At 44.5% G+C, this 26,312-nt stretch carries 24 protein-coding genes; 23 read left to right on the forward strand and 1 reads right to left on the reverse strand.

Annotation, left to right across the window (positions count from 1 at the left end; genetic code table 11):
• Positions 1-312 precede the first annotated feature (312 nt).
• From nrfB to MSG38_RS04285, 15 genes are all read left to right on the forward strand, one after another.
• A complete protein-coding gene (nrfB, locus tag MSG38_RS04215; RefSeq protein ID WP_019822323.1) occupies positions 313-897 on the forward strand; it encodes a cytochrome c nitrite reductase pentaheme subunit in 585 nt (194 codons plus the stop codon).
• A gap of 3 nt (positions 898-900) precedes the next feature.
• Positions 901-1,587: a cytochrome c nitrite reductase Fe-S protein gene (nrfC, locus tag MSG38_RS04220; RefSeq protein ID WP_050652168.1), complete on the forward strand. Its 687-nt coding sequence runs from the start codon at positions 901-903 to the stop codon at positions 1,585-1,587.
• Positions 1,588-1,589: 2 nt separating this feature from the next.
• The gene (gene nrfD / locus MSG38_RS04225) at positions 1,590-2,564 is read left to right on the forward strand and encodes a cytochrome c nitrite reductase subunit NrfD (RefSeq protein WP_019822327.1); all 975 of its coding nucleotides are present in this window, start codon (positions 1,590-1,592) and stop codon (positions 2,562-2,564) included.
• 128 nt (positions 2,565-2,692) lie between these two features.
• The gene (locus MSG38_RS04230) at positions 2,693-4,615 is read left to right on the forward strand and encodes a heme lyase CcmF/NrfE family subunit (protein ID WP_248401103.1); all 1,923 of its coding nucleotides are present in this window, start codon (positions 2,693-2,695) and stop codon (positions 4,613-4,615) included.
• A complete protein-coding gene (locus tag MSG38_RS04235) occupies positions 4,596-5,150 on the forward strand; it encodes a DsbE family thiol:disulfide interchange protein (protein ID WP_248401104.1) in 555 nt (184 codons plus the stop codon). The genes MSG38_RS04230 and MSG38_RS04235 overlap by 20 nt, the downstream gene beginning before the upstream one ends.
• On the forward strand, positions 5,147-5,587 hold the full coding sequence (gene nrfF / locus MSG38_RS04240) for a heme lyase NrfEFG subunit NrfF (protein ID WP_248401105.1): 441 nt from the start codon (positions 5,147-5,149) through the stop codon (positions 5,585-5,587). The genes MSG38_RS04235 and nrfF overlap by 4 nt, the downstream gene beginning before the upstream one ends.
• 89 nt (positions 5,588-5,676) lie before the next feature.
• Positions 5,677-5,853 (forward strand): hypothetical protein, encoded by a 177-nt coding sequence (locus MSG38_RS04245; RefSeq protein WP_248401106.1) that lies wholly within the window; start codon positions 5,677-5,679, stop codon positions 5,851-5,853.
• A 210-nt stretch (positions 5,854-6,063) separates the two neighbouring features.
• Positions 6,064-6,699 carry a GTP cyclohydrolase II gene (ribA, locus tag MSG38_RS04250; RefSeq protein ID WP_012604310.1) on the forward strand — a complete coding sequence of 212 codons (636 nt, stop codon included), beginning with the start codon at positions 6,064-6,066 and terminating at the stop codon, positions 6,697-6,699.
• Between the two features lie 176 nt (positions 6,700-6,875).
• The gene (locus tag MSG38_RS04255; protein ID WP_248401107.1) at positions 6,876-8,141 is read left to right on the forward strand and encodes an imelysin family protein; all 1,266 of its coding nucleotides are present in this window, start codon (positions 6,876-6,878) and stop codon (positions 8,139-8,141) included.
• Between the two features lie 111 nt (positions 8,142-8,252).
• Positions 8,253-9,641, forward strand: a complete 1,389-nt coding sequence (locus MSG38_RS04260; RefSeq protein ID WP_248401108.1) for a di-heme oxidoredictase family protein — start codon at positions 8,253-8,255, stop codon at positions 9,639-9,641.
• Positions 9,642-9,800: 159 nt separating this feature from the next.
• Positions 9,801-10,862, forward strand: a complete 1,062-nt coding sequence (locus MSG38_RS04265) for an imelysin family protein (RefSeq protein ID WP_050621243.1) — start codon at positions 9,801-9,803, stop codon at positions 10,860-10,862.
• Complete coding sequence (locus MSG38_RS04270; protein WP_048607182.1) at positions 10,852-11,940, forward strand: DUF1513 domain-containing protein; 1,089 nt, start codon at positions 10,852-10,854, stop codon at positions 11,938-11,940. The genes MSG38_RS04265 and MSG38_RS04270 overlap by 11 nt, the downstream gene beginning before the upstream one ends.
• An 80-nt stretch (positions 11,941-12,020) precedes the next feature.
• On the forward strand, positions 12,021-13,559 hold the full coding sequence (locus MSG38_RS04275) for a L,D-transpeptidase family protein (protein ID WP_050652174.1): 1,539 nt from the start codon (positions 12,021-12,023) through the stop codon (positions 13,557-13,559).
• A 198-nt stretch (positions 13,560-13,757) separates the two neighbouring features.
• Complete coding sequence (locus tag MSG38_RS04280; protein ID WP_048607178.1) at positions 13,758-14,306, forward strand: YcbK family protein; 549 nt, start codon at positions 13,758-13,760, stop codon at positions 14,304-14,306.
• Positions 14,307-14,511: 205 nt separating this feature from the next.
• On the forward strand, positions 14,512-15,165 hold the full coding sequence (locus MSG38_RS04285) for an MBL fold metallo-hydrolase (protein WP_248401110.1): 654 nt from the start codon (positions 14,512-14,514) through the stop codon (positions 15,163-15,165).
• 111 nt (positions 15,166-15,276) lie between these two features.
• Here the strand turns inward: MSG38_RS04285 and MSG38_RS04290 are convergent, their stop codons facing one another.
• On the reverse strand, positions 15,277-16,077 hold the full coding sequence (locus MSG38_RS04290; protein ID WP_248401111.1) for a DUF2982 domain-containing protein: 801 nt from the start codon (positions 16,075-16,077) through the stop codon (positions 15,277-15,279).
• A gap of 220 nt (positions 16,078-16,297) precedes the next feature.
• Here MSG38_RS04290 and MSG38_RS04295 point away from each other — a divergent pair, with 220 nt between their 5' ends.
• The 8 genes from MSG38_RS04295 to MSG38_RS04330 all read left to right on the forward strand — a co-directional run bounded on the left by MSG38_RS04295 (position 16,298) and on the right by MSG38_RS04330 (position 26,130).
• The gene (locus MSG38_RS04295) at positions 16,298-16,690 is read left to right on the forward strand and encodes a hypothetical protein (protein ID WP_017060956.1); all 393 of its coding nucleotides are present in this window, start codon (positions 16,298-16,300) and stop codon (positions 16,688-16,690) included.
• A gap of 576 nt (positions 16,691-17,266) precedes the next feature.
• Positions 17,267-18,361 (forward strand): TRAP transporter substrate-binding protein, encoded by a 1,095-nt coding sequence (locus MSG38_RS04300; RefSeq protein WP_048613174.1) that lies wholly within the window; start codon positions 17,267-17,269, stop codon positions 18,359-18,361.
• A 228-nt stretch (positions 18,362-18,589) separates the two neighbouring features.
• On the forward strand, positions 18,590-19,135 hold the full coding sequence (locus tag MSG38_RS04305) for a TRAP transporter small permease subunit (RefSeq protein ID WP_029405356.1): 546 nt from the start codon (positions 18,590-18,592) through the stop codon (positions 19,133-19,135).
• A gap of 9 nt (positions 19,136-19,144) precedes the next feature.
• A complete protein-coding gene (locus MSG38_RS04310; protein WP_029235146.1) occupies positions 19,145-20,428 on the forward strand; it encodes a TRAP transporter large permease subunit in 1,284 nt (427 codons plus the stop codon).
• A gap of 104 nt (positions 20,429-20,532) precedes the next feature.
• Entirely contained in the window at positions 20,533-21,888 is a 1,356-nt protein-coding gene (locus MSG38_RS04315; protein WP_248401114.1) for a cache domain-containing protein, read from the forward strand.
• Entirely contained in the window at positions 21,881-22,519 is a 639-nt protein-coding gene (locus tag MSG38_RS04320) for a response regulator transcription factor (protein ID WP_017060961.1), read from the forward strand. Before MSG38_RS04315 ends, MSG38_RS04320 begins: the two co-directional genes overlap by 8 nt.
• Before the next feature lie 169 nt (positions 22,520-22,688).
• Positions 22,689-24,287 (forward strand): BCCT family transporter, encoded by a 1,599-nt coding sequence (locus tag MSG38_RS04325; RefSeq protein WP_048613179.1) that lies wholly within the window; start codon positions 22,689-22,691, stop codon positions 24,285-24,287.
• A 271-nt stretch (positions 24,288-24,558) separates the two neighbouring features.
• Entirely contained in the window at positions 24,559-26,130 is a 1,572-nt protein-coding gene (locus MSG38_RS04330; RefSeq protein ID WP_048607163.1) for a BCCT family transporter, read from the forward strand.
• The last annotated feature ends 182 nt before the right edge of the window (positions 26,131-26,312 follow it).

A 26,312-nucleotide genomic window follows, 5' to 3' on the forward strand; every position in this document is an offset into this window, starting at 1 on the left:
AGTTTATATAACCCTAAAGTGGTATTGGTGGTTAGATTAATTAGAATTTAACTGAGAATTATTATCATATATAACAATCAATTACCTAAATTGACCATGATATAAATAGGGTGATTGCGTTCACAGATTAACCTATCGAAATTTCGTATTACCCAATTAGAGGTATATTCTAACTATAGAAAGCGTTGTGGCTTATCCAAAATAAGAATTGATATCATTTAAACGGTAATAATATCGTTTAAGGGTACTTTTGTTTAACCGGAATATTATTTAGTTGAGAGTTAAATAATGCCGGTATAAGGAAAGGATAAAATGGGCAATATTAAATTGGCCATAGTCATAATGCTTAAATCCCTTCTAGCATTCTGCCTCTATGGTTATTCCATTCATGCTGTTGCTGAGCCTGCTGTTACGCCAGTAGGTGAATCAACAAGACATGAAGTCGAATTAATCCGTGACAAAGACTACAAGTGTGTTCAGTGCCATAAAGATTCAAAAGAAACGGTATTGGGTTCACATGGTGAAAGTGCACACGCTTTGCTTGGCCGTGAAGTAAATTGTACCGACTGTCATAGTTCTATTAGCCCCGACCACCGCGAAGGCGCGCCTAAAGTGGTGAAGTATCGTGAGGCTCAATCACAACCAGGGACCGACAAGGTTTACCTAGATCCTAGCTTAATTTTAGATGCCAATAGCCAGTGTATCGATTGTCACAAGCCTGATGATCTGCGCGAAGCGAGCTGGACCCACGACGTTCATGCGCAAAACTTAACGTGTTCAAACTGCCATGATGTTCATGCAACAGAAGCAAAGGTGTTGGGCTTAGATAAGAAGCAAACCATCAAGCTGTGTGTGGATTGCCATTCAGACTTCAACCAGAAGAAAGAAGGGGAGTAATCTATGAGCTGCTCAAGAAGAAACTTTTTAGCTGGCGCAGGTGCCGTTATTTTTACCACAGGTGTTGCGGGAACCGCAGCGGTGACAAGTCGTAAAACGTTGGCCAATGTTCAAGAGGATGGGGCTAAACGTTATGGAATGATTCATGACGAGACCGCGTGTATTGGTTGCACCGCTTGTACAGAAGCATGTCGTGAAGTAAACAAAGTGCCTGAAGGTGTGTCGCGCTTAGAAATTATTAAGAGCGAACCTCAAGGCGAATATCCCGATGTTGATTACCGTTTTACTCGTAACTCTTGCCAACATTGTGATAACGCGCCCTGCGTGATGGTTTGCCCAACAGGGGCGGCCTACAAAGATGAAAAAACCGGCATTGTCGATGTTCATCAAGAGAAGTGTGTCGGTTGTGGCTACTGCTTATTAGCTTGCCCGTATCAAGTGCGCTTTTTCCATCCAGAGAACAAATCCGCAGATAAATGTAACTTCTGCCGTGATACCAATCTTGCACAAGGGAAGTTACCGGCTTGTGTCGAATCTTGCCCGACCAATGCGCTAGTGTTTGGCGATCTAAATGACCCTAAGAGTGAGATAAATCAGGTGCTTAAATCTGAGGTGGTTTACAGAGATAAAGCTTATCTCGGTACTCAGCCAAAACTCTATAAAGTGCCACACCAAAAAGGGGAGATCTGATTATGAGTGCATGGGACACAGCTTTTCAGTCTGGTACCGTGGTATGGGACTGGATTATAGCTATCTATCTATTTCTCGCGGGGATGTCGGCGGGTGCCGTAATGATCTCCATTTATCTAAAACGTAAGGTTATTGAAGGCGATCCTGCTCATAATGGTGTGTTAAAGGCGACCGCTTTTCTTGCGCCATTTGGGATCATTTCAGGTCTGCTGATCTTGGTTTTCCACCTGACAAAACCGTTATCTTTTTGGAAGATCATGATCTTCTATAATCCAACGTCTGTGATGTCAATGGGTGTGATCTTATTCCAAGTGTATATGGTGATCTTATTTCTTTGGATCGGCATTATATTTAGAGATCAAATCGTCGTATTTTTAAATGACCAAACATGGTTAAAAGGACGACTCGATTTCGTCGGTAACTGGATTGGCAAATTAGAAGTGTTTGAGAACGCTCTGGAAATATTCTTAGCTGTTCTTGCTCTAATGCTTGCCGCTTATACCGGGTTCTTGCTTTCAGCTTTAAATACCTTCCCACTGTTGAATAACCCAGTGCTGCCGATTTTGTTCTTATTCTCGAGCTTATCTTCGGGAGCGGCGGCGTGTATTTTATTTGGTGTGTTGGTCTTTAAAGAGTCACCTCATAGTCCGAGTATTTCATGGATCCATGGGTTCGAACGTCCGGTCGTGATGTTTGAATTGTTTGTTCTTATTACTTTCTTTACTGGGCTTATCTTCGCTGGTGGTCAAAGTGAGCAAGCAGTATGGAACGCAATAGGCAGTGGTTTCTGGGCGAGTTGGTTCTGGTATGGCGTCATCGGTGTTGGCATGGTTCTACCGTTGTTGCTGAATGCCGTTACACCAACCTCAATCCGCCATAGCTCGGTGTATATTTTCTCGGTGACTTCACTAAGCCTAATGGGCGTATTAATGCTGCGAACTTTTGTCCTTTATGCAGGGCAGTTAACGATAGCTTAATTTCGCTCAAGTTTGTTAGTGAGCAGATGTTGGATACTAAATATCTGCTTATTAATGAACATGTTCTTAATAAACATGAGATGCGTGTTTAGATCGGCTCTGCTCAGGTAGAGCCTTATTGAGGTGATATGGTCGGTTCTTTGGGGCTGTTTAGTTTGGTTTTGGTTGCTGTACTCAGCAGCGTTATTGGTGTGCATTCGTTTTACCAAATGCTAAATAAACGGACGCAAAATCTAGGTTTAATCCGCAGTTTCTCTCTTTCAAGCACGCTGTTTTCTCTCACTTCTGTCGCGTTGCTTGGCTATGCCTTTGTCAGTGATGATTTCTCTATCTTATACGTCGCTGAACATTCAAATACTCAATTACCCTCATTTTTTAAGCTCGCAGCCGTATGGGCAGGCCATGAAGGTTCATTGCTGTTTTGGGTACTGACGATCAGCGTCTGGTCTGGCGTTATCGCCTTACAAAAACACTATTCGAATGAATACCAAAGCCGAGTGCTATGGGTGATGAATCTACTGCTCGCGATATTTGCTTGGTTCACCTTGTTCGCATCAAATCCGTTTGAAATGAACTCGACATTGCCGCTAGAAGGGCGTGACCTTAACCCAATGCTGCAAGATGTCGGTCTGATTTTTCATCCTCCATTGCTTTACCTTGGCTATGTCGGTTTTTCTGTGGTGCTGGCATTTGCCGTTGCCGCTTTGCTGGTTGATCCTATTGAGTTTGATTGGGTTGTCCATTGTCGCAGTTGGTGCTTAGTCGCTTGGATCTTTTTAACTGCAGGGATCATTCTTGGTTCTTGGTGGGCGTATTACGAATTAGGTTGGGGCGGCTGGTGGTTCTGGGACCCGGTTGAAAATGCCAGTTTGTTGCCGTGGCTTACTTCGACCGCTTTGCTCCACAGCCTAGGCGTTGCAAAGGGAAAACAACAGCTACTGAAATGGTCTCTCAGTCTCGCTTTCATTACGTTTTGTTTGAGTATCTTAGGCACCTTTATTGTGCGTTCTGGCGTACTCACATCGGTACACGCTTTTGCCGTCGACCCAACCAAAGGTATCGCACTGCTTCTTATATTAGTTCTGGTACTGGTGAGTTCATTTTCTCTGCTTATCGTCAGAGGAGAGTCTTTTGAATCTAATCCGATTACTAGCTTCGCCAGCAAAAGCTTTTTGAGCTTAGTTGCGGTGCTTATTTTTGTTCTCGCGACTGCTGTCGTGGTGTTCGGCACGTTTTATCCTATGGTCTTTGAGTTGCTTGGCCTGGGAAATATCTCGGTCGGTGCGCCTTACTTTAATCTCTTGATTGCACCTTTGGCTTTGCTTGCGTTGGCTGTCGTCGGCCTTGTTCCATTGCTGAGTATCAAACCTCAAGCAACTAAAGGCGTGATTGCCTCGTTAGCTGTGGTGTCATTTGTGCTTGGGTACATTTGTTATTCTTGGCAAGTGGAACAGGGACATCTACAAGTGATGGTGCTGCTGACTTGGGGGCTGGCATTCTGGGTTTTATTGACGCACGTTTATGGTTTAGTGGTTACGCGAAGATCCAAGTTCCAACGTAAAGTATGGGTGATGACCTTTGCTCATATCGGAGTTGCGGTATTAGCGGTAGGTGCGGCCATGAATAGCTACCACTCGTTTGAGCGCAGCTATAAGTTGAGCCCGGGCGTAGAAGTCGAATTCATGGATTGGACGCTTTCTCATCGTGATACTGGGCTGTATGTCGCTTCAAACTTTACCGCAGAAAAAGCGATACTCAGCCTAGAGTCTGGCGAGCAAAGTTTTTCTATTTCTCCGGAAAGAAGACATTACCAAGTTCGAGTCATGAACATGAGTGAGCCCGCAATGAAATGGTTCTGGCATGGTGATGTTTATATCACCATGGGCGAGAAAGTCGATTCCACCGCTTACGCGTTTCGTGTTCAGTACAAGGCGTATGCGCGCTGGATCTGGTTTGGTGGGTTGTTCTCTATTATCGGCGCTTTGCTCTCATTGACTCATCGTAAAAATAAAACTGTTAAGGCGTCACAGTATGCATACCAGCGTTCGTAACAAGCTAATTTGTCTAATTGCCTTAGCATTGATTGTGGTGCTGGGGTTTGTCTTTGCGCTTGATAATAAGCAGCAGTCGACCATTGTGTCTGAACAACAAAGGGCATTTCCAGAATTTACATCGAGTGCGTTAGTAAATAGTGAGGGCGTCAGTGGTCAGCAGAAAATTACGCTCGCTGATGTCACACAGCACCCTTATCAACTGGTTAATGTGTGGGCTTCTTGGTGCGGGATCTGTAAAACCGAACACGCCTTTTTGCTTCAACTTCACGATAAAGGCATTCCCATCGTTGGGCTCAATTATCGAGATAATTCTGCGGCAGCAATTAACGTGTTATCGAGCGACGGCAACCCGTACTTAACCGTGATCAGTGACCCGCAAGGTAAGTTAGCGTTAGAGTTGGGCGTAATCGGCACACCTGAAACGTATTTAGTCGATGCCAATGGCCAGATCATTAAGAAGCTATTGGGCGTGATTAATGAAATGGTATGGAAAGATGAGCTTGCGATGTATTTTGATGGTGTGAATGGATGATGAAGTCTCTAATACAAACGTTGTTTATGCTGTCAGCTCTTTTAGTGATTAGCCTTCCGACTATGGCTGAAGATCTTTTTACTGCCAGTAATAAAGAGACGAGTATTCAAGTTGAACTGTTTGAGTTTGAAAACCCAGCGCAACAGCAACGCGCTATTAGCTTGGCGAAAACGTTACGCTGCCCACAATGTCAAAACCAAAATCTGATTGAATCCAACTCACCGATAGCAAAAGACTTACGCCTTGTCGTGTTCAATATGGTGAAAGCAGGGAAGAGCAATAGTGAAATCACTCAATATATGACGGAAAGATTTGGTGAATTTGTACTTTATAAACCGGCGATGAAGGTTTCAAATCTATTACTTTGGTTGCTACCAAGCCTATTACTTCTCTTATTTATATATTTATCAGTAAAAAGTATTGGGAAGAGCTCATAAAAATTGTGTATTACTGTTTACCAATTGACCTGTATTTTGTAACATTAACCGATTATAAAGGCTAAGTACTGCTATATAAGGATGTATCTGTGGATAACGTAATCTCAAATTTAAAGAAAGAGTTCCATACTCGTGTCCAGTCAGATAAATGGGCAGAAAAATACAGTGCAAAGTCGAGCATTTCTACGCTTACTCAAGAAGAGTTAACCGAATTAGAGAACGCTTGGGTTCAGCTTGTCATCTGGAAGCAAACTCAAGTAAGTTGATCGTTCTGTAAAAAATCGTAGTCTTAGCCGCAACTGATTAATTTATAACCCCATGTTGGTCATCCCAATGTGGGGTTTTTTCTTATGTGAAAAATAATTGTTATATTATAACAATTTGTACGAGGTCGACCTTGAAAAAAATTGTTAACAGCCTCATAGTGTCTATCATTAGATAGTTAGCTACAAAATATTGCCTAGACATATAATGTAGTGTTGTTAAATACATCGAATTTTCAAGTGAGTATAGCTATGGCGGAAGTGCGTGCCAGAATAGATTTCAAAGTAGGGGTAACAAGCAGTATAGATGCTGAACTTCTGTCTTTTCATGGATTGAAAACAGATAAAGAGCATGTTGCTGTGATATTTAAATCAGCAGACAAGACACAAGACATACCTCTTGTTCGTATGCACTCTGAGTGCCTGACGGGTGATGTTTTCCATTCTTCTCGCTGTGACTGTGGCGAGCAGTTAGACGAAACCATTAGAATTATGGGTGAGACGGGTGGCGTGATCCTTTATCTTCGCCAAGAAGGTCGTGGTATTGGCTTGTACAACAAAATCGATGCGTACCGTCTGCAAAGCGAAGGCATGAACACCTATGAAGCCAACAACCACCTAGGTTTTGGCGATGACCTACGCGATTTTACTGAAGCTGCTGAAATGCTACGCGCCTTAGGTACTACAAAAATCCGCTTAGTCACCAACAACCCAAAGAAGATCAATGAGCTAAAATCTTTTGGTATTGAGATTGAAGAAGTGGTGAATACCTCTGCTCATATCAAATCGGGTAATGAAAGCTACCTGAAGGCAAAAGTCTCACACGGTAAGCATAATCTGGATATCTGATTAGCCTCTTTGTTACGCTTAACATAAAAATGTTTAAAGACCTCACATATGTGAGGTTTTTTTGTATTTATCTTGCAATAAAATTGTAAGTTTGTATTATTCCAATCCGTAGTGCAAATGATAATGGTTTGCACTATTACTACGAATAATAATTTAAAGCTCAACAAGGATGCTTCATGACCATTAAATCTTTAGTGACAAAAGCCGTAACTTCGTCACTCCTTTTTGCTTCTGCTTCTGCTTCTTCTTTCGCTGCAGTAACTCAAGATCAAGTTGTAGAACATTACGCAGATATTGCTCATGCAGTGTTTGCAGATTCAGTAATTACAGCAAAAGCGTTGAACTCTTCTATTGATACCTTTTTAGCTTCTCCTTCTGCTGGCAACTTCGAACAAGTAAAACAAGCTTGGCTTGAGTCTCGCGTACCATACCAACAGTCAGAAGTATTCCGCTTCGGCAACGCTGTTGTTGATGATTGGGAAGGCCAACTAAACGCATGGCCATTAGATGAAGGCCTGATTGATTACGTTTCGACTGATTACCAATATGAACTTGGTAACGAAGGCGCGAGCGCAAACATAGTGGCTAACAAGACTTTCCAAATTGGTCAGACTACCGTTGATGCAACTAACATCACCCCTGAGCTAATCGCAGACTTGAACGAGATCGGCGGTTCTGAAGCAAACGTAGCGTCTGGCTACCACGCGATTGAATTCCTACTTTGGGGCCAAGATTTAAACGGCACAAACAGCGGTGCAGGTGAGCGTGCTTACACTGATTTCGTTGTTGGTGCTGAGTGTACTAACGGCAACTGTGACCGTCGTGGCGCATACCTAAAAGCATCAGCAGAGCTACTTATCCAAGATCTAGAGTGGATGGAAAAGCAGTGGGCTGAAGGCGAGAAAGGCAACTACCGTCAAGAGCTTCTTTCTGAATCTAGCGAGAATGGTCTTCGTAAAATGCTGTTCGGCATGGGTTCACTGTCTCTAGGTGAGCTAGCGGGTGAGCGTATGAAGGTTGCACTAGAAGCAAACTCTACTGAAGACGAGCACGATTGTTTCTCTGATAACACGCACAACTCTCACTACTACAACGAGCAAGGCATCTACAACGTTTACACAGGTCTATACAAGCGTGAAGACGGCACTCTGCTTTCAGGTCCAAGCTTGTTTGACCTAGTAGAGCAAAAAGATGAACAAGCTGCGAAAGAGATTCAAAAGCAGTTTGACTTAGCGCGTGCACAAGTAGGCGAACTAGTAACGTCTGCAGAGAAAAACAACCAGCACTTCGATCAGCTAATCGCTGCTGACAACGCTGCGGGTAACGCACTAGTTAACAAAACAATTGTTGCGCTAGTATCTCAAACAGCTGCTATTGAGCGTGCTGCGGGTGTGATTGGCATTGATAGCCTAAACCCAGACACAGCGGATCACGAGTTCTAAGAACCCGAGCCAAACATCAATATAAGGGCTCTCAATGGGCCCTTAATTGTTTGCTAATTCAGAAAGTCATTTCCACATAAAACTAAAATCAAAAACACAGCAAGGCAATGTATGAAGTCGTATCTCTCAGCCTCACTATTAACCGCACTGTTTTTCTTATCTCCGCTACACGCCCATGAAACCTACTCTGGTGGCAAAACGACCGTGAAGAAAGAGGGAGCGAACGCTTTTTCTCTTCCTGCTGCCAACCTACCCATGAGCAAACGCTTAGATTTCAGCGTAGGTAATAGCTTCTTTAGAAACCCTTGGGTTCCTGCACCGTCATCAACTGATGCTCGTGATGGATTAGGGCCACTATTTAATACTAACGGCTGTCAAAACTGCCACATCAAAGATGGTCGGGGTCACGCGCCAGAAAAAGGCGATGAGAATGCGGTTTCAATGCTGGTTCGCTTAAGCATTCCAGCAGAAACGCCAGAGCAGAGACAAGCCTTCATTCGTGATGGCGGTATTCCAGAACCGACCTACGGTGGCCAGCTACAAGATTTTGCGCTTCAAGGTGTAAAACCAGAGGGCAAAGTGAATATTAGCTACACGGATGTTCCTGTTGAGTTCAAAGACGGCACTGTCGTTACTCTGCGTAAACCCATTTTAAAGATTACTGAACTTGCTTTCGGTGAAATGCACCCAAAAACAGAATTCTCAGCTCGAGTCGCGCCGCCAATGATTGGCCTTGGTCTGCTTGAAAGTATCCCACAGGAAACGATTCTAGGATTTGCAGAGCAGCAATTGGCTGACAAGCAAGGCGTGTCGGGTAAAGCTAACTATGTTCTTGATGTTCAAACCAATGAAATGGCGCTAGGTCGTTTTGGTTGGAAAGCTGGGCAGCCAAACTTAATGCAGCAAAACGCGGCGGCATTTAACGGTGACCTAGGCCTGACAAGCCGCTTATTCCCAAATGAAAACTGCACATCAGCGCAATCAACCTGTGATGATTTTCCAAATGGTGGCGAGCCAGAAGTCAGTGACAACATCTTAGATTTTGTTGAGTTCTATTCGCAGCATCTCGCGGTACCTATTCGTCGTAATGTCGATAACCCAACGGTTGTTCAAGGTAAAAAACTGTTCAAAGAGATTGGTTGTCAAAGCTGTCACCAAGCTGAAATTCGTACAGCAGAACGTGAGGGTCTGCCTGCTCTTTCGAAACAGTTGATTAGCCCATACACCGATATGCTTTTGCATGATATGGGTGAAGGTTTAGCCGACAATCGCCCAGAATATCTTGCCAATGGCCAAGAGTGGCGTACCACACCACTTTGGGGAGTAGGTTATACCAAAGAAGTGAATGGTCACACCTTCTTACTTCATGACGGTCGCGCGAGAAACGTTATGGAAGCGGTACTTTGGCATGGTGGCGAAGCAGAAATGGCAAAACAAAAAGTATTAGCTTTGAGTAGCAGTGAACGCGAAGCACTACTAGCGTTTTTGGACTCATTATAGGCTGTCTTGAATTCAGTTAAGCCAACGGCTTAGTTACTTAAGAAAGCCGCTAACAAAAGACTGACTGCCGCTGAACTTGTAGTAATACGAGGTCAGCGGTCGTTTCATATTTATTGAACTCATATAATTAAAAGAAAAACTAGGAAGTAAGGTAACAGCATGGCACATAAATTTTTGTTAATGCCTTTATCGGTATTAGTCATAGCAGGCTGTCAATCATCGGGTGAGCAAGCCGCTTCATCTGAGGTTAACGGTGTCTCTTACCAAGCAGACACAACCAATCATATTAGTCGCAGTGTTTATCAGCAGGAGTTTGATTCTGCAGTCCTATTCGCCAAGCAAGCCAACGAGCTGGAAGTCTTGATGCAAGGGTACTGCCAAACTAATGATGTTGAGTTAGATGCTTTGAAAAATCAGTGGCAGCTCACCATGAACAGTTGGATGGCACTGCAAGGACAAGAAAGAGGCCCAACGGCGGCACTTGAAGAGAGCTGGAATGTTCAATTCTGGCCAGACAAAAAGAACACCACCGGCCTAAAAATGCGCCAGTTGACTCAGCAAGATAAAGCTTGGTCGCAAGATGAAATTGCTCAACAGAGTGTGACGGTTCAAGGACTAGGTGCGCTCGAGTGGTCTCTGTACGACGAGCAATCTCCACTACTGCAAGATAAAGCGTCTGGCTGTCTGTCTTCACAAGCTATTGCACAAAACTTGGCGATGAAATCGGCCTCTATTGCTGAAGCTTGGCAGGTTAACCCTTGGTTAGCACTGGACGAGATGCGTTGGGAATCTGAATACATCGCCTTGTTGACTAATCAACTTGATTACAGCATGAAAAAGCTGAGTCGCCCAATGGCTAAAATTGGTCATCCACGCCCATATTTCTCGGAATCTTGGCGCGCTCAAACCTCAATGACTCAGTTGAAAGCGAACGTAGCGGCGCTAGAGAAATTGTACCTAGCTGAAGGTAATGGTCTTGATGGTTTATTGAGAGAGAAGGGCTTAAATGACCTTGCCGATCGTGTTGCAGCCCAGTTCACGCTAACTTTAGATACTTGGCCTACAGACTCAAGCTTGTTTGAGTTACTGCAGAGCAAAGAAGGCTACCGAGACGTGCTGACTCAATACAACAAACTAGAACGTTTGAAGTACCTGATTCATGAAGAAGTAGCGATAGAGCTTGGCGTGGTAATAGGATTTAATGCTACCGATGGTGACTGATACTACACGAAGAACGTTACTCAAGGCCGTACTGGGTTGCGCAGCTGTTCCGGTTCTTCCATTTGGGTGTGCAAGTCAAAAGGATGGCATGAGCACATCTAATGATCCCCAGTTGATTGGTTGTGCTCTTAATGGTCGTGGTCAATATTCAGCGGTTGTGGCTGACGAATTTGGTATGCCACTGAGCCAACTTCCGATCCCCGATCGTGGTCATGGCGTAGCAATTTGCCCAACATCATCACATGCGGTGGTTTTTGCTCGTCGTCCTGGTGACTATTTTATGGTGTTTGACTATAAAAGTGGTCAGCAGATCAAAATGGTCGTCAAAGGTAACAACCGCCACTTCTATGGTCATGGCGTTTACTCATTGGATGGTAAGTTACTGTATGCCACCGAAGGGAAAACGGACAGCAGCCAAGGCGTGATTGGCGTGTACGATGTCGCGCAAGGCTATCGTAAGGTTGAGGAGTTCACTGGTTTCGGTATCGGCCCACATGAAGTGATCATCATGCCTGATGGTAATCTCGCGATTGGCGTTGGTGGCGTTCATACTGATGGCAGAACACCGAAAAATTTGGACTCCATGCAACCGAGTTTGAGTTATGTTTCTCCTGAAGGTGTGTTGCTTGATCAGGTTGAATTGCTAGACAAGAAGCTGAGTATTCGACACTTAGCCCATGATGGTGCTGAAACCGTGCTTTGTGGTCAGCAATATCGTGGTGAGCCAGACGAGTATCCTTCGCTTTTGGCGATGCATACCAAAGGCGGGCAGTTTGAATCACTGAACGCTGAGCCTGAGCAATGGGCAAGATTTAATCACTATATCGCAAGCATTGCGGCGTCAGATGATTGGATTATCGCGACCTCGCCAAGAGGGAGTTGCTACGGTATTTGGTCTAAAGAGAGCAAAGAATTAGTCGAGCTTTCTGCGCTGTCAGATGCCTCTGGTGCCGTGTTACTTGATGGAGAGTTTCGACTCAGCTCTGGGGCGGGTAGTGTGGTCAGCCAACGCAAGCCTTATGAGAAATCAACTCAGCAATCATCGGTCCAGTGGGATAACCATTGGAGTTCTATCTGATTTATAAAGCCGCTTAAAAATAACATGCTTACTCCTATATCTTTGCCATACTTATGGGATGATTGATGATGGAGTTAAGCATGTTCGCGAAATACTTCTGTGGATTACTAGTTTTAGTCTCTGTGCATGCATGGAGCTATACGAGTTCTGACGAGAGCCGCTTCATTCCGGCTGATTCAGAACTCTCTTTCATGCTTATATATCCAGAGCTGACACAGAGTATCTATCAAGACACTTCTCTGCCTATCCTTTGGGATTCTCCTGAGCTGGTTAAAGCGTTTGAGTTCCAATTGTCGCTTCTTGAACAAGCGCAAATGGCACCGCTTTTTGAACGACAACTCAAGCAAATCCGCCAGTATCAATCTCGTCGTCAATGGCAAGAGTTAGACATCTTACTCACTGATACCTTTATCTATTACTTAAGCTACGTTGAGAATGCGCCATTTGCCGGTAAGGAGTGGTACTTCTCGGGTAAGCTGCATTCCAAATTGCCTGCGCCTTCGCCCCATATTTTGATGAGATTGAAAAGCAGTGTCGCCAATGATTACTTATTGGAGATGGTGTTGTCTTACGCGCCTCCTGTTGGGGATTTTGATCAATTCAAAGCAACCTATTCCGTGTTGGAAACCGCGTCTGAACTCAATATTGAACGATACAGACAGAAAGGATTGAAACGCTTGGGAGACTCGCTCTCGGACAAAGCGACTTTGGTTGAGCGTATTGCATTGGTCGGCGTTGATACCTCTATGATCGCGGTCGACTTCCCTAAGTTCGATCGAGATCTGCAAACGGCGATTAAGTCCTTCCAGCGTATGCACGGTCTTACAGACGATGGGATCATCGGCCCTGACACGATCAAGTGGATCAACATGGGTTTTGACGATCGATTAACCTCATTGGCCCTGAATGCCGAACGTGTTCGTTTGTGGCCAAGAGACAGAGACTCTCTCATTGTTGTTAACGTGCCGAGTTTCGACATGAAGTATTGGGAAGGTGGCGAAGAGGTTTTTGAGTCCAAAGTTGTGGTCGGTAGAAAATCGAGAAAAACGCCGCTTCTAGAGATAAACCTAGATTCAGTCATCTTAAATCCGACTTGGAACGTGCCGTGGAAAATCATGGTGAAAGACATCTTGCCTAAGGTCAAAGCCGACGAAAGTTACCTTGAAACGAACAACTTCCAAGTGATTGACGGTTGGCGTTCAATGGAAACGGTCGACACCACAGAGATCGATTGGCAGACCATCAACTTCAATTCGTTCCCATATCGAATGCGTCAACAGGCGGGCTCGCGCAACGCATTAGGTTTGTATAAGTTCAATACACCCAATAAGCGAGCAATCTACTTGCACGATACACCAAGTAAAGGTCTGTTTAATGACGACTTCCGTGCCTATAGCTCAGGTTGCATACGTGTTGAGCATGCAGAAGAATTGGCTGAGTTGTTGTTCGCTACCAAGGTAAGGAAGGTCCCGAATCAGAATGACGACCTTGCTCCTAATACTAAGGTTCGCCTCAAGAAGCGAATTCCCGTGCATATCATCTATCAAACCGTGCTGTTTGAAGAGGGCGGTATACAGTACCGCGGTGACATCTACCAATATGATAAAGAGGGTGGCTGATTAAAATACGACCAATAAAGGTGATCTTGACCAAAAAATGACAACCAAGCTTCTATTGATAAAATTATAATGAGTATCAATAACTAACCGCGCAAAGGTTACAAATACTAACGTTTTGCGCGGTTTTTGTACGTTGACGCAGCAAACACCATTATGTATCGTGCGTTTTTCGTTCGATCTAATTGGTTTTTTTGCTGTATGTCTCAAAGTTTATTTTCACGCCGTCAGTTTCTGACTTACGCTGGTGGTACTGCTGTTGTCGCCTCTCTTACTCCTTCTATCGCTTTTGCTTCATACCCTGATCAACCAAGAACGATTAGCATGAACAATCTTCACACTGGTGAACGATTAGAGACTTGTTATTTCGATGGCACTAACTATGTTGGTGACGAGATGGCACGCCTTAGCAAACTATGCCGTGATTTCCGCCGCAATGAAATTCACCCTATGGACAAGAACCTGTTCGATCAGATTACTCAGATTCAGAATATCTTAGGTATTCAAAAAGAAGTTCAGGTGATCTCAGGTTATCGCTCTCCAGCGACCAATGAAGCGCTTCGCTCAAAGTCGAGTGGTGTGGCTAAAAAGAGTTACCACATGCTAGGTAAAGCGATCGATTTCCGTATCGATGGTGTTGACCTAAAAGAGCTGAGAGACGTAGCGAAAAGCTTGAACGCGGGTGGTGTCGGTTATTATGCGCGTAGCAACTTTATCCATATCGATACTGGTCCAGTCCGCAGTTGGTAGAGCTAAGTTGAGTTATTGAGTGATACGGTAGGCACTTGTCAAAGTAGACATCCAATGTCATAGTTTGCCCAAATTTCAGTTTGTTCTAATAACTCGGTTTATTGCTGCTCAGTTTGTTGCTGTTTAGTTTGTTATTGTTGGGCTTGTTACCAATAACATAGCGATATTCGAGTTGTTCACCAGATTCGCTCTTTAAGGTTTGTATATGTCTTTTAAGTATCAAGTTGTACCTGTTACCTCTTTCTCTCAGAACTGCTCGATTGTGTGGTGTGATGAAACCATGGAAGGCATCGTTGTCGATCCAGGCGGTGACGTTCAACAACTCTCGGCTATCATTGAAGAACTCGGTGTTAAGGTTGTGAACTTGGTACTGACGCACGGTCACTTAGATCATGTTGGCGGCACGGTACCACTTGCTGAGATCTTGAAGGTTGAAATTGTGGGCCCACATAAGGCTGATAACTTCTGGCTACAAGGTCTAGAGAATCAAAGCCAGATGTTTGGTTTCCCACTGTGTAAAGCTTTTGAACCAAACACTTGGTTAGAAGAGGGCGACAAAGTCACTTTTGGTAATCAAGTTATCGATGTGATTCACACGCCGGGTCACACGCCAGGTCACGTTGTCCTTTTCAGCGAGCAAGCTCGTTTAGCGTTTGTGGGTGATGTGTTGTTCAATGGCGCAATCGGCCGTACTGACTTCCCACAAGGTGACTTCAATACTCTGATCGCTTCAATCAAGACTAAGCTTTGGCCACTAGGCAGTGACGTGACATTCGTTCCGGGCCATGGTCCTGAATCGACATTCGGTCGCGAGCGCGCATCAAACCCGTTCGTCGCAGATGAAATGCCTCTGTACTAATTAAATCTTTGATTAACTGACCAATTATTTGTGTCGATTGATTGAAAATGAAGCTTAGCTTTTGTTCTGAAAGCTAAGCTTTTTTATTGCGTGTGAACTTACTGGTAAATCTTAATCAGAAAGACGTTCAGCGGCAGCCAAGTAGCGTCGAGCCAGCCCCACAAACTCTTCTCCACTCATATTCAAATCATGGGTTGATATGAAAATGTCATAACCGTGGAAGCCCCTTTGATACTTCATTCTGTTGGCAAGCATCGCCTGTAATCCAGAATAGTCTTTAATCACCGCGTTTTGACTGTTTGTCTCACTCGGTGAATCAATGTTGTTTTGTGATTGGTTATCGTTGAAATTAACGTCGTCGGTATTCTGCGACTCTTTGTATTGGCTTAGTTCGACACAGCCACTTTCAGTGCAACGCGCATGGTAATGCGAGGAGTCGAGAACCATATCCTCAAAGTTGGACTCTTTGCCTGCTTGTTTGGCTCCTAAGTACAAAAGTGCTCGTTGGCTGAGTAATAATTCACACGTGATTTTAGGACAAATCGAATCGAGGTAGGGCGAGTAGTCTTTTACCTTAACTCCGACCCACGGCAGAGGCTGATGCCAACCATCTTGTTCATAGGTACAAAGACCAATCTTTTGGATGTTACTCCATTTTAAAACCCAACCCCCTTTGTAAAAGTGCTGCTGAAAATGAGTAGGGGTAAGTGTGAACATCACTCGGCTGCGCAGCATCAAATAGTAGCCGGTTCCCAGAAGAGCAATGCTACAAAAAGCACCCACGATCAGTAGCTTTGGATTGTCACTGTAAAGCGCAACGATCAAGCAAATGAAGCCTAAAATAACCGCGAGGATACGGTACGAGCGAGTGAATGAAGGCAAAGAGAAATTACTAAGGTGACGAGTGTCCATAGGCAACACCAAGTTTTCATATTTTTGTCTGGATGGATAACCAGTGTATATGACCCTGAATTGATAAGTCGATGTTTAAATAATAGACGCTAGTAGACAATATCGGTATTTTTCGTCGACTTTCGACGCTTCACTCTACAAATAGCTCCTGTTTTTTGGTATAAATCGCGCTTCAAATTTTCACCACTGCGAAAAGAGCAGTGAACTGGAGAAATATTCAATGAGACTTGCTCATAAGCGTAAGGTGCAGGCTAAACTGCAGAAACGCACTAAAGCGGCTGTAGTTAAAGCAGTGGCAACGCCGAAAAAAGCGAAGCCTGTCGCAGAGAAAGTTGTAGCAGAAAAAACTGTAGCAGCAAAACCAGCGGTAGAGAAAGCAGTAGCAGCAACTAAAGAAGTTGCAGTAGCACTGACTCCTAAGCAACAACAAGTTCTAGACATCGTTGTTAGCAATGCTGAAGGCATTAACCCTAAAGGTATCGGCCTAGAAGCTGGTCAAGAAGACGCGAAAGCAGCTTCATGGGCAACAGGCGCATTGAAAAAACTTCTTGAAGAAAACCTAGTAGCGAAAGAGCAGCTAGCAGGTAACAAGGTTATCTACAAAGCTATCTAATCCTGTGGGATTACATTCGCTTCGTTAAGTTTTTAAGCCTCGATTTTCGAGGCTTTTTTGTATCTGGCACATTATGCCAAGCCCAAGCCCAAGCCCAAGCCCAAGCCTAAATCTAAACTCAAGCCTAAACCTAGGCTCTATAATCTCAATTCCAATTCGATATACGGCTTAACTGGTTACTCTTGTCTCGTGTTTGAGCTTCGAATCAGCAAGCACTAAAGTAGGGCGTTAGCTAGGTAGATTAAGAGAGCAAAGCCTTGATTATTTTCCCTAAAATACAGTAATGAATAGAGCTTCATCACGAAATGGCAATTAATTGTTAATAGTATTTAATTATTAATACTTAGGTATTTATCAATAAGCATTCCTCTGATGAATGAGCTCAATCCTTTAAAATCGACATTACCCAATCATCTCCTACGTAGTTCTACGTAATCCTTTGGTCTAATACGCAGTTTGTGTGCGCCCGTCATGCGTGCTCTCCCTGATATCTTGTTGCCTCATCACGGTGCACTCTTATGTTGAATCATAAAAAATGCTCATAGAAAGAGTGTTAACCCAACAAAGGACGTGAACATGAGTCTCATTTCTAACTCCCTCACACGAGTTTTTAAAAACGTTGCAGTAACTGCTGCGGCTTGCTTAGCTTTGGTCGCTACTGGTGCTACAGCTGCTGATAAGGTTTACCGTTTAAAACTTGCGGAAACTTGGGGACCAAACTTCCCCGTTTTCGGTGATGCAACCAAAAACATGGCGGCGATGGCTGAGAAGATGTCGAATGGTCGACTGCAAATCAGAATCGATTCAGCAAACAAACACAAAGCACCTCTTGGCGTTTTTGACATGGTTAAGTCTGGTCAATACGACATGGGTCACTCAGGCTCTTACTACTGGAAAGGTAAAGTTCCAAACACTCTTTACTTCACTTCTATGCCTTTCGGTATGACGCCAGCAGAACAATACGCGTGGTTCTATCACGGTGGCGGTATGGAGTTGATGGAGCAGGTTTACTCTCCACATAACTTGATGTCGTTCCCGGGCGGTAACACGGATATTCAGATGGGTGGTTGGTTTCAAAAAGAGATCAACAGCGTTGAAGATCTACAAGGTCTGAAAATGCGAATCCCAGGCTTTGCGGGTGAGATTCTTGCAGAGCTAGGTGCTAAACCGACAAACATTGCCCCGGGTGAGCTTTACACCTCTTTGGAGCGTCGCACAATCGATGCACTGGAGTGGGTAGGTCCATCACTTGATCTACGTATGGGTTTCCACAAAATCGCGCCTTACTACTACACAGGTTGGCATGAGCCGGGTTCAGAGCTTCAATTCCTAGTGAATAAGCGTACATGGAACAAGCTTCCTGAAGACCTACAAGAGATCTTGCGTGTTGCAATGCGTACAGCGGCTTACGACATGTACACACAAGCAACGCACGAAAGTGGTAAGAACTGGGTTTCAATGAAAACAGAATACCCAGATGTACAAGTGAAAGATTTCCCGCCGGAGGTAATGTCTGCACTGAAAGAAGCGAACGATCGTCTTCTTGCTGAGCACGCTGAGAAAGATGCATTGGCAAAAGAGATCCAAGCTTCACAAGCAAGCTACCTAGAGCAAGTGCGCTCATGGACGGATATTTCACACAGAGCTTATCTAAATAGCCAAGCGAAATAATCGACTGTTGTTGAACTGAAGTTAAATGAACCCAAAGCTTTTCTTGTTAGGTAACTAAGAGTGATTAAGCGGCGGGTTCATTTTAAACATAATAACTAAGCAGGATAAATCCTGTATTACGCTCAAGAACCCTTTCTACGTCGTGCCTATTGCTAGCTATACACTGAATTGTTTTTAGTTGGGTTAGCTGTACTGCGCGATGTCTTTTCAAATTCCATGGAGTCGGGAATGCGAAGTCTAATTTATATTGAACGCGTGTTTAATCGTATCGGTGATGCACTGGGATGGCTTTCCAGTATGTTGTTTATTCTACTTATCGCCAACGTTGTATATGACGTTGTCATGAGATATGCCTTCAACGATGTCTCTATCGCCTTCCAAGAGATGGAGTGGCACCTCTTCTCAGCCGTTTTCCTATTAGGTGTTCCTTATGCCATCAAGGCTGGTGGTCATGTGCGAGTGGATGTGTTCTACGAGCAACTGAGCTTCAAGGCACAAGCCATTATTGACCTGCTCGGCACACTGATCTTTCTGATGCCTTTCTGTTTGCTGGTTGCTTGGTTTGGTATTGATGTAGCCAAAGAGAGTTATAACCTTGGCGAAACCTCAGGGGATCCGGGTGGCTTGCCATATCGCTGGATCATCAAAGCCATGATCCCGCTGTCATTCTTCCTAATGGCACTCAGTGGCGTGGGTTTAATCCTGCATTCACTTAATAAGATTTTTAATCCGCACCTTATCCATGCAAACAATACTCATACAAAGAATAAGTAGAGGCTGAACATGATTGGAATAGTAATGTTTTTCGTAGCCTTGTTTGCACTTTTACTTGGCTTCCCAGTGGCGTTCACCTTTGGTGGTATCGCGTTAATCTTTGGTGTTTGGGCTGAGGGCATCGAAATGTTTGCCTTCATGCCATATCGAATTCAATCAATCATGGAAAACACGGTGCTGATGGCCGTTCCATTGTTTGTTTTCATGGGGCTTGTTTTGCAAAAGACCAAGCTTGCTGAGCAGTTGCTTGAGTCTATGGGGCGACTGTTTGGTGGTGTGCGTGGTGGTATCGCAATCTCGACAGTACTGGTAGGTTCACTGCTTGCCGCTTCAACTGGCGTAGTAGGGGCTTCGGTAGTGGCGATGGGTCTTATCTCGTTACCCGTAATGCTCAAGTACAATTACGACAAAGGCTTAGCCTGCGGCACTATTTGTGCGTCTGGTACGCTAGGGCAGATCATTCCACCCTCCATCGTATTGATTCTATTGGGTGACGTACTAGGTGTTCCAGTAGGCGACTTGTTCCAAGCGGCGATTTGGCCGGGTGTGATGCTGGTCGGCGCGTATATCGTTTATATCTTGATATACGCGAAGCTACACCCTGAAGCGGCTCAACCGATTGAACGTGATGACTCCATCAGCCGTAAGCAAGAAGTGTTTAATGCACTGAAAGCGATTCTTCCGCCTTTGGCGCTCATCATTGTTGTACTGGGCTCTATCTTCGCAGGTGTTGCAACGCCAACAGAGTCAGCGGCATTAGGTGGCGCGGGTGCGATGATACTTGCACTGCTTTACGGTCAGTTTAGTTGGTCGATGGTGTACGAGGCGTCGAAAGAGACGGTGAAAGTAACGGCGATGGTATTTGCTATCTTGTTGGGTGCAACGGCATTCTCAATGGCGTTTACTTACACTGGTGGTGACTATCTGGTTGAAGAGTGGATGCTACAACTGCCTGGTGAGAAATGGGGCTTTCTGATCATTACCATGCTGGTGATTCTGATTCTGGGTTTCTTCATCGACTTCGTAGAGATCTGTTTCATCATCGTACCGATCATTGCGCCAGTTGCTGAACTGATGGGCATCAACATGACATGGTTCGCTATCCTTATTGCGATGAACCTACAAACCTCCTTCTTAACTCCGCCATTTGGTTTTAGTTTGTTTTATTTAAAAGGCGTAGCACCTAAAGGTGTGACAACTAAGGACATCTACCGAGGCGTAATGCCGTTCATTCTGATTCAAATCCTCGTACTTGGATCACTTCTCGCTTTCCCTTCTTTCTATGGAATGTGAGTGAAGCCAAGAATGTGAATGATATGTTTCAACGGCTATCTATAAATTGCTAAAGTAAAACGGCTTATTGATGTTCAGTAAGCCGTTTTTTGTGAGGGAAAGGAATGCCTCTAAAAGCCAAGCTGATTTTGCTGACGCTGCTCCCGTTGCTACTGGTAACGGCGAGTATTAGTTGGATCTCGCTGCACCAGACTAAGACGTTAGGCGCTAAAGAAGTCGAGATCTTTAGAGATAGCCTAATCAAGTCGCGTGAAAACGCCCTCAAAGACACGGTTGACCTCGCTTTCGACGCCATAGAACACGTCTATAACGATCCAAATATCCAAGAAGCCCAAGCCCAAAAAAAAGTTCGAACCATATTGTCTAAACTTAGATATGGCTCTGATGGGTATTTCTTCGCATACGACCGCCACGGAACCAATTTGGTTCATCCAATTCAGCCAGAATTGATAGGCCAAAACCTACTCCAACTGCAAGATGAAGATGGCGATTTTCTGATAGAAGCTCTATTAAGAGAAGCGCAAACCGGAGGCGGGTTTCACCAGTATTTGTGGCAAAAACCGTCGACGGGTGAGGTGGTGTCTAAGTTGAGCTACGCTGCTTGGTTAGAGCGTTGGGACTGGATGATTGGCACCGGCTTGTATATTGAAGATGTACACCAAGAAGTAGCTTCGATGCAGGCTGCGATTAACAATAATATTGAAACCACGTTCTTTTCGATTGTGGTGATTTTGAGCGTAACGGTCGCGGTCATCATCGTACTGACCTTGGCCATTAACATGCATGAACATCGCATTGCCGATAACAACCTAAAGGAACTGGCGCACAAGACGGTGATGTTCCAAGAAGACGAGAAGAAGCATCTAGCGCGTGAGTTGCATGATGGTATTAACCAATTATTAGTGTCGAGTCGTTGCCACTTAGAACTGCTCGGTAATAAGCTACAAAATGAAGACCTCAAAGCACATTTGAATAAGTCGCAGCATTCACTGATGCGAGCGATCGAGGAAGTGAGGCATATTTCGCATCAACTTCGTCCAAGTTCGTTGGATGATATAGGCTTAGAAGCGGCGTTGTCTTCGCTGTTATTAGATTTTCAGGCGCACTCGGGTATTGAAGTAGAAACCTTGTTTAGCACTCAACAGGGCAAGCTGAAATCTGAGGCTGCGACAACCTTGTATCGCGTGGTGCAAGAGTCGCTGAATAATATCGAGAAACACGCGCAAGCGACCAAAGTGACGGTTATCGCGCAGCAAATTGGTAATGTGCTGCAGCTACTGATTCAAGATGACGGTGTCGGTTTCAACACCTATAAAGCGATGGAAAAACGAGGGATCGGGCTGCGTAACATGAGAGAGCGAGTGGAGTTCATCGGTGGTGACTTTGAATTGATGAGTGAGATTGGCCTCGGAACGGAAATTACAGTGTTACTGACACTAGAGGGATTAATGAATGAGTGAAGTTATTCGAGTTGTGATTGCTGATGATCACCAAGTGGTACTGGATGGCTTTATGGCGAGATTGGAACTCGAGCCAGATATTAGCGTGATAGGTACGGCCAGCAATGGACTAGAAGCGGTAGAGGTGGTTAAGTCTTTGCGTCCTGATGTGGTGTTGATGGATATCAGCATGCCTATCATGAATGGCATTGATGCCACCCATCTGATTAAAGAAGAAGACCCAGAAGCCAAGGTATTGATGTTGACCATGCATAACAACCGTGAATACATCATGAAGGTGATGCAGTCGGGTGCTGTCGGCTACATGTTGAAAGAGATTTCGGCTGAAAAAATGGTGCAGGCAATCAAAACGGTCAATCAAGGTTCGACCTATTTCTGTGAAAAAGTCACGCAGAATTTGTTTACTCAGCCGATTACTCCCACGCCATCGGTCAAGAATCCATTGAGCAGACGTGAAGAGGCTGTGCTGAAATTAGTCGCAAAAGGGGAGAGCAGTAAAGAGGTCGCGAAGGCGCTGAATATCAGCTATCGAACGGTAGAAACCCATAGGCAAAATATTAAGCATAAGCTCGATATTCACTCTACGGCAGAGCTTGCAAAATATGCGGTCAGCTCCGGGCTTGTGGACTGATTTTACGCTAAATAACGTTAAATGTGTAATTTAATTACTAAATGTGTAGTTTACGCCTCCTTTATGGAGGTTTTTTTAGTATTTTTGCGACAGGTTGATATTCTTCTTTTCGAAATTTAAGCGCCGAATGCAATGTTGCAAACTGTGCGCTGCAAATTAGAGAGGAAGCATGGAGCCTGTAAAAGATAGGTATAGTATTGAAAATACCGATTATACAGTAGGACAAGATAACGTTCAGAAATGGGGTTTTGATGTTCATAACCCAGTATTTGGAATCAGTGCAGGGGCGATCATTATCTTCCTGTTGGCACTTCTAGTCGCAGACCCTGAAACTGCAAAAGCGGCGCTTGATGGAATCAAATGGAAAGTCATTGGTAACTTCGATGGTTTCTTCATGTGGGCAGCAAACATCTTCGTAATTTTCTGTTTTGCCCTCATTGTCTCCCCGTATGGCAAGATACGTATTGGTGGCAATGATGCCAAAGCAGAGCACTCAAACCTATCTTGGATGTCGATGTTATTCGCCGCAGGAATGGGTATTGGCTTAATGTTCTGGGGTGTGGCTGAGCCAGTGGCTTACTTCACTGGCTGGTATGAAACGCCATTAGGTGTTGAAGCTTACTCTCCTGAAGCGGCTAAGTTGGCGCTTGGTGCAACCATCTACAACTGGGGGCTTCACGGTTGGGCGATTTACGCTGTTGTCGCTCTAGCGCTTGCCTTCTTCACCTTCAATAAAGGTTTACCTCTATCAATCCGCTCTATTTTCTACCCTATCTTGGGTGATAGAACTTGGGGTTGGTTTGGTCATATCGTTGATATCGTCGCTGTACTTGCAACACTATTTGGCCTTGCAACTTCATTGGGCTTAGGTGCTCAACAAGCAACCAGTGGTATTAACCATGTATTTGGTACCGATGGCGGTATTGGCATGCAGTTGGTTGTTATCGCAGTGGTTACTTTCTTAGCGACAATGTCAGTGGTTCGCGGCATTAACGGTGGTGTAAAGCTTCTGAGTAATGTCAACATGCTGGTTGCTTTGGGCTTGCTTATCTTCGTTACCATCGCTGGTGGCATGGCGGGTATTAAAGCAATCCCAACCGCGCTAATGGGCTACATTGAAAATTTCATTCCTTTAAGTAATCCTCATGGTCGTGATGATGAAACGTGGATGCAAGGTTGGACAGTATTCTACTGGGCGTGGTGGATGTCTTGGTCTCCATTCGTAGGCATGTTCATCGCTCGTATCTCTAAAGGTCGTACGATTCGTGAATTCATCGTTGCTGTATTGTTCATCCCAACGACAGTAATCATCATCTGGATGGCTATTTTCGGTGGCATCGCGATTGATCAAGTGGCGAACAAGGTGGGCGAGATTGGTGTGAATGGTCTGCAAGATATTACACTTTCTCTTTTCCATACTTACGATGCACTGCCAATGAGCTCTGTGCTTTCAGTGGTATCGATTGGTTTGATTATGGTGTTCTTTATCACCTCGTCTGATTCAGGCTCATTGGTTATCGATAGCATTACCTCTGGCGGTAAAGTGGATGCCCCGGTTCCACAACGTGTATTTTGGGCGTTGATGGGCGGCGCGATTGCAGCGGTTCTACTATGGGTTGGTGGTACGGAATCAATTCAAGCACTGCAAGCTGGAACGGTATCAATGGCGCTACCATTTGCCTTCATATTATTGCTTATGTGCCTAAGCTTATTGCTAGGTTTACGAACTGAAAATCAATTGGTTAAGCACCAAAATGCTTTGAGTTAAAAGTATTTTTGATAAAAAGGTCGACAGGGTCGACCTTTTTTTCGTCATAAACTTGAGTAATTACGTGAATATTGTTTGAAATTCCATCGAACCGATTCTGGTTTACTGAAAACAACAAGTTAACCTGCTAAACTTCAGACATCCAAGTATTTGAATTATTGTGACAACAGCTTGTACTACTTGGATCGTAGGTTCGAGTTTGTGATTAAGTCGCAGGTAAGTAAGGAATACGAGGTCAATAGACCCTAATAGTATTCCGTAGAGAGGGATAATGACTAAAGGTATAGATAAATACAGTATCGACAGTACGGATTACACTGTCGGTCAAGATAACGTCCAAAAATGGGGTTTTGATGTTCATAACCCAGTATTTGGTATCAGTGCGGGACTTATCGCTTTGTTCCTGATCGGTGTTCTTATTACAGATACCGCTTCAGCAAAGGCTGCACTAGATGGCGTTAAAGGCCAGATTATCAATTCGTTTGATTGGCTTTTCATCTGGTCGGGTAATATTTTCGTAATTTTCTGCTTGGGCTTGATTGTTTCTCCATACGGCAAAATCCGCCTTGGTGGTGTTGATGCGACGGCAGATTACTCATTCATCTCTTGGCTATCGATGCTGTTTGCCGCAGGTATGGGTATCGGCTTGATGTTCTGGAGTGTGGCTGAGCCCGCTGCTTACTTCACGGGTTGGTTTGAAACTCCGTTAGGTGTTGAACCAAACACACCAGAAGCTGCAAAACTGGCATTGGGTGCAACCATGTATCACTGGGGTCTACACCCTTGGGCGATTTATGGCGTAGTAGCACTGTCACTTGCGTTTTTCTCTTACAACAAGGGATTGCCTCTTTCTATCCGTTCTATCTTTTACCCAATTTTAGGTGATAGAGCTTGGGGCTGGGCAGGTCACATTGTTGATATTCTTGCTGTACTTGCAACGCTATTTGGTCTGGCGACATCGTTAGGTCTTGGTGCGCAACAAGCGGCAAGTGGTATTCAGCATGTATTCGGCATTGAAGCGGGCCTAGGTCTGCAAGTTATTGTGATTACAGCGGTGACTTTATTGGCGGTAGTATCAGTACTTCGTGGTATTGATGGTGGCGTTAAAGTTATCAGTAACATCAACATGTTGGTTGCTTTCCTACTGCTTATCTTAGTGGCTCTAATCGGCTACGCGGTGACTCTAGGCTCTATCCCAACAACATTGATGGCATACATTGAAAACATCATTCCGCTAAGTAACCCTCACGGTCGTGAAGATGAAACATGGATGCACGGTTGGACTGTATTCTACTGGGCTTGGTGGATCTCATGGTCTCCATTCGTAGGTATGTTTATCGCACGTGTTTCTAAAGGTCGTACCGTTCGTGAGTTCATCACAGCAGTACTGATTGTACCGACTACAGTGACTATCATTTGGATGTCAGTATTCGGTGGCATGGCGATTGACCAAATCGTGAATAACGTTGGTATTCTTGGTCAAGACGGCCTAACGGATGTATCACTAGCAATGTTCCAAATGTTTGATGCACTGCCGTTCGGTACTCTGCTTTCAATCATTGCGGTTGTATTGGTTCTAGTATTCTTCATTACATCGTCTGACTCAGGCTCTCTAGTAATCGACAGCATCACCGCGGGTGGTAAAGTTGATACGCCTGTGCCTCAACGTGTGTTCTGGGCGTTCCTAGAAGGTGCTATTGCTGTTGCTCTATTGTGGGTTGGTGGTACTGAAGCAGTACAAGCTCTACAAGCGGGTGCAATCTCGACGGCATTGCCATTCACCATCATTCTACTACTGATGTGTGTGAGCTTGCTAATGGGTATGCGTACAGAAAAACGCTAGTCTTTTAAGCTGAAATCTACCGCAATTTATACGCAGTAGAACGGTAAATAATATGAAGGCAGAAGAGGAAACTCTTCTGCCTTTTTTGTTTCTTCTTTACCGTGTTCTTTGTCTGTTTTTATCGTGTAAAGTGCGATAAAAATACTAATAACCGTAGAGATAATGCCGCCTTAAATTTGGCG

The sequence above is a fragment of the Vibrio sp. 1CM24A genome (assembly GCF_023161725.1).
In the GTDB taxonomy this organism is placed as follows: Bacteria; Pseudomonadota; Gammaproteobacteria; order Enterobacterales; family Vibrionaceae; genus Vibrio; species Vibrio coralliirubri.

Bases quoted from the DNA above. Each gene is read 5' to 3' on its own strand.
- MSG38_RS04295 (WP_017060956.1), top strand. From the start codon at position 16,298: ATGAGACTTGCTCATAAGCGTAAGGTGCAGGCTAAACTGCAGAAACGC.
- MSG38_RS04270 (WP_048607182.1), top strand. From the start codon at position 10,852: ATGGTGACTGATACTACACGAAGAACGTTACTCAAGGCCGTACTGGGT.
- MSG38_RS04285 (WP_248401110.1), top strand. From the start codon at position 14,512: ATGTCTTTTAAGTATCAAGTTGTACCTGTTACCTCTTTCTCTCAGAAC.
- MSG38_RS04310 (WP_029235146.1), top strand. From the start codon at position 19,145: ATGATTGGAATAGTAATGTTTTTCGTAGCCTTGTTTGCACTTTTACTT.
- nrfB (WP_019822323.1), top strand. From the start codon at position 313: ATGGGCAATATTAAATTGGCCATAGTCATAATGCTTAAATCCCTTCTA.
- MSG38_RS04290 (WP_248401111.1), bottom strand. From the start codon at position 16,077: ATGGACACTCGTCACCTTAGTAATTTCTCTTTGCCTTCATTCACTCGC.
- MSG38_RS04255 (WP_248401107.1), top strand. From the start codon at position 6,876: ATGACCATTAAATCTTTAGTGACAAAAGCCGTAACTTCGTCACTCCTT.
- MSG38_RS04280 (WP_048607178.1), top strand. From the start codon at position 13,758: ATGTCTCAAAGTTTATTTTCACGCCGTCAGTTTCTGACTTACGCTGGT.
- MSG38_RS04230 (WP_248401103.1), top strand. From the start codon at position 2,693: ATGGTCGGTTCTTTGGGGCTGTTTAGTTTGGTTTTGGTTGCTGTACTC.
- MSG38_RS04325 (WP_048613179.1), top strand. From the start codon at position 22,689: ATGGAGCCTGTAAAAGATAGGTATAGTATTGAAAATACCGATTATACA.
- MSG38_RS04320 (WP_017060961.1), top strand. From the start codon at position 21,881: ATGAGTGAAGTTATTCGAGTTGTGATTGCTGATGATCACCAAGTGGTA.
- nrfC (WP_050652168.1), top strand. From the start codon at position 901: ATGAGCTGCTCAAGAAGAAACTTTTTAGCTGGCGCAGGTGCCGTTATT.
- nrfF (WP_248401105.1), top strand. From the start codon at position 5,147: ATGATGAAGTCTCTAATACAAACGTTGTTTATGCTGTCAGCTCTTTTA.
- MSG38_RS04305 (WP_029405356.1), top strand. From the start codon at position 18,590: ATGCGAAGTCTAATTTATATTGAACGCGTGTTTAATCGTATCGGTGAT.
- MSG38_RS04265 (WP_050621243.1), top strand. From the start codon at position 9,801: ATGGCACATAAATTTTTGTTAATGCCTTTATCGGTATTAGTCATAGCA.
- MSG38_RS04260 (WP_248401108.1), top strand. From the start codon at position 8,253: ATGAAGTCGTATCTCTCAGCCTCACTATTAACCGCACTGTTTTTCTTA.
- MSG38_RS04235 (WP_248401104.1), top strand. From the start codon at position 4,596: ATGCATACCAGCGTTCGTAACAAGCTAATTTGTCTAATTGCCTTAGCA.
- MSG38_RS04315 (WP_248401114.1), top strand. From the start codon at position 20,533: ATGCCTCTAAAAGCCAAGCTGATTTTGCTGACGCTGCTCCCGTTGCTA.
- nrfD (WP_019822327.1), top strand. From the start codon at position 1,590: ATGAGTGCATGGGACACAGCTTTTCAGTCTGGTACCGTGGTATGGGAC.
- MSG38_RS04330 (WP_048607163.1), top strand. From the start codon at position 24,559: ATGACTAAAGGTATAGATAAATACAGTATCGACAGTACGGATTACACT.
- MSG38_RS04300 (WP_048613174.1), top strand. From the start codon at position 17,267: ATGAGTCTCATTTCTAACTCCCTCACACGAGTTTTTAAAAACGTTGCA.
- MSG38_RS04275 (WP_050652174.1), top strand. From the start codon at position 12,021: ATGTTCGCGAAATACTTCTGTGGATTACTAGTTTTAGTCTCTGTGCAT.